The organism is Okeania sp., assembly GCF_983059655.1.
This window is the reverse complement of the sequence record NZ_CEZPJD010001012.1, coordinates 1-2,426: the sequence shown is the minus strand read 5'-3', so window position 1 is coordinate 2,426 and position 2,426 is coordinate 1. Positions and strand designations below refer to the sequence as shown.

The following is a 2,426-nucleotide window of genomic DNA, read 5'->3' as shown; positions in this document are numbered from 1 at the left end:
GGGATGGAGGATAAGAGTGCCGCGATCAAATTTGATAGTTGGTGTTCGGTACATTGATTTAAAAATAACCTTGATTTGACATACTCCCGACGCTGCTCTACGAGACAGCGCGGGATTCTTCAGTCAAAGAAACCCTGACCGCAGTTTTAACAGAGGTGATGTCCTCCCCTTGTGTTGATAACAAACCTATCTTCTGTATTAGAAGAGCTGAATTGTAATCTCTGTCTAGTTCTTGTCCACAATTACTGCAAGAATGCCAACGCTCAGATAAGCTTTTAGAGACTTTACTCAAGCATTCCCAACAATGTTGAGACGTGCCTTTGGGGTCTACTTTGATAATTCTTTTGCCAAGTTTCCAGGCTACATACTCTAGAACCTGAATAAACTGGCCTAATGCTGCATCTTGCAAAGACTTATTTAGCCTTGACTTGGCTGACTGACCGTTTGGTAAGAACTGACCATTATCACCTAATTTAGCTTTGCAACGTCGAACTAAATTAGCTATCTGTAAGTCTTCGATGAAAATAACACTTACATCTGAAAACAGATGATAAGCTAATTTGAATTGCCAGTCTAACCTTTGTCTAGCCACCAATTTATGGAGTTTAGCTATTTTGTGCTTGAGGATATTCCAAGGCTTTGAATGTTTTTGTTTCTTAGTCAATCTCACCTGAAGTTTAGATAAACGATGTTCAGATTTCCTGAAAAATTTAGGAACTTCTATAAATTCTCCATCACTGGTAACAGCATAGTGCAACAGTCCTAAATCAATACCTTTTGAGTTTTGTTCGGTGGGTTGAATTTCTACAACCTCGCAAGGTACAGCCTTATCTTCTATCGTGAAGCTAATGTACCACCCGTCAACTTCACGAATCACTGTACCTGTCTTAACCTTGAATCCTACTGGTATTGGGCGATTGTAGACAAAAGGGACTAAACCAATCTTTGGTAGATTGACACAAAAGCGACCGTTAGTATTTTTGACAATATGGGTATTTGACAACTGAGGATAACTGAAAGAATTATAATAATGCTGACCTTTGAATTTAGGTCTGCCACTCCTTTTACCGTTTTTATCGGGCTTGGTAAAGTTATCCATTGTTGTTTGTACTCTTTGGATAACATCTTGTAAAACCTGGGAGTGGATAGACTTATATTCAGGGAATAGTTTTTTAGTTTGTGCTAAGTCTGCTAGTTGAACAGTTTCCCACAAAACATAACCATTGGCTATATTCGGATGTTGATCCCCTTTCTTGGTTATCGGATTACCATTACTGTCCTTTTTCCTACCGTCGCGTGTTTGTATTCTAAACTCTGGAATGTTTTGATAAATTCGTTCTACTGGTACTACTGAAACATTAAGTGGACAAGCGTTTACTGGTGTGCGCGTTGCTTCAAACCAATTCAGCCTTTGAGCTAAACGGTAATTGTATTGCTTTCTGGCTAATTCCAACCAATTAGCTAGAATTACCCCTTGCCTTTTATGTGGTTTGAGCTTGTACTTGTATTTCAGTAGCATTGTAGTCTCGACCTTTGTATCTACATTAGCTATTATATCAAAAATCAGGACAAACCACACACATACTGATGATATTTTCTGACAGCTTCCTCTCATCTATCTCGATCAGCATTAGGTAAACGAGGATTATTTAAACAAGCTATTAACTTTGAATAGTGTGGTTGTGGAAATTCAGGCATAATTTTATTTTTTATTGTATTCTTGGTTTAAATTGTTTGAGATTTTTCAATATTTGGAGGTACAGCTCTCACAGGTATCTTGCCTGTGTTACAAAGATTTTATCATTGGAATCTACTGTAAATTTAATTTTGGTGTTCTCTCTAGATATGGAACTTTTCGGATAGAATTTTCTAACGAATTATAATTTTGGCTTGAAACTACAGATATACCATTTTTTAAAGCATTCATTGCAACTTCTCTCGCTACAGTATCTATAAATTCTATTGTTAATTCTGGTTTTAAATTGTAGAAGTTAATCAAATCTTCTCTAATAATTTTCCCAAACTTATTTTTAAATGTGCGCTTTTGCCTTAAAACTTTCCTATATAAACCAGACTCAATAGCAATCTTCTCAATAATATCAGCATTATAAAAAGGAACTCCAAGTACATTTGATTCATAGCCAACAACAAAAACAAGACGTGCATCTTTTTTACATACTCTGGAAAGCTCTTTTAAAGTGTCTGCTATATCCAAACAATACTGAACTACAGTATAAAAACGATTTCCTCTATTTGCCCTGTTAGAACCAATCTCTGATTTGGCGATTTTAAGCAAATCCCATCCTAGAAGTTCGGCAGATTCTCTATAGTTTTGATGATAATTAAAGACATTAATATAAGGTGGTGAAGTGTAAGCATTCAGCCGTCAGCTATCAGCGCTTCAGCGCTTCAGCGCTTCAGCTATT

The 2,426-nt window shown here is 36.5% G+C and carries 2 protein-coding genes; both read right to left on the bottom strand.

What is annotated here, in order from left to right; all coding sequences use genetic code 11:
• Positions 1–97: 97 nt before the first annotated feature.
• Entirely contained in the window at positions 98–1,519 is a 1,422-nt protein-coding gene (locus AC3DU7_RS31220) for an RNA-guided endonuclease InsQ/TnpB family protein (RefSeq protein WP_488043119.1), read from the bottom strand.
• Positions 1,520–1,810: 291 nt separating this feature from the next.
• A complete protein-coding gene (locus AC3DU7_RS31215; RefSeq protein WP_488043118.1) occupies positions 1,811–2,296 on the bottom strand; it encodes a hypothetical protein in 486 nt (161 codons plus the stop codon).
• Positions 2,297–2,426: the final 130 nt, after the last annotated feature.

Bases quoted from the DNA above. Each gene is read 5' to 3' on its own strand.
- AC3DU7_RS31220 (WP_488043119.1), bottom strand. From the start codon at position 1,519: ATGCTACTGAAATACAAGTACAAGCTCAAACCACATAAAAGGCAAGGG.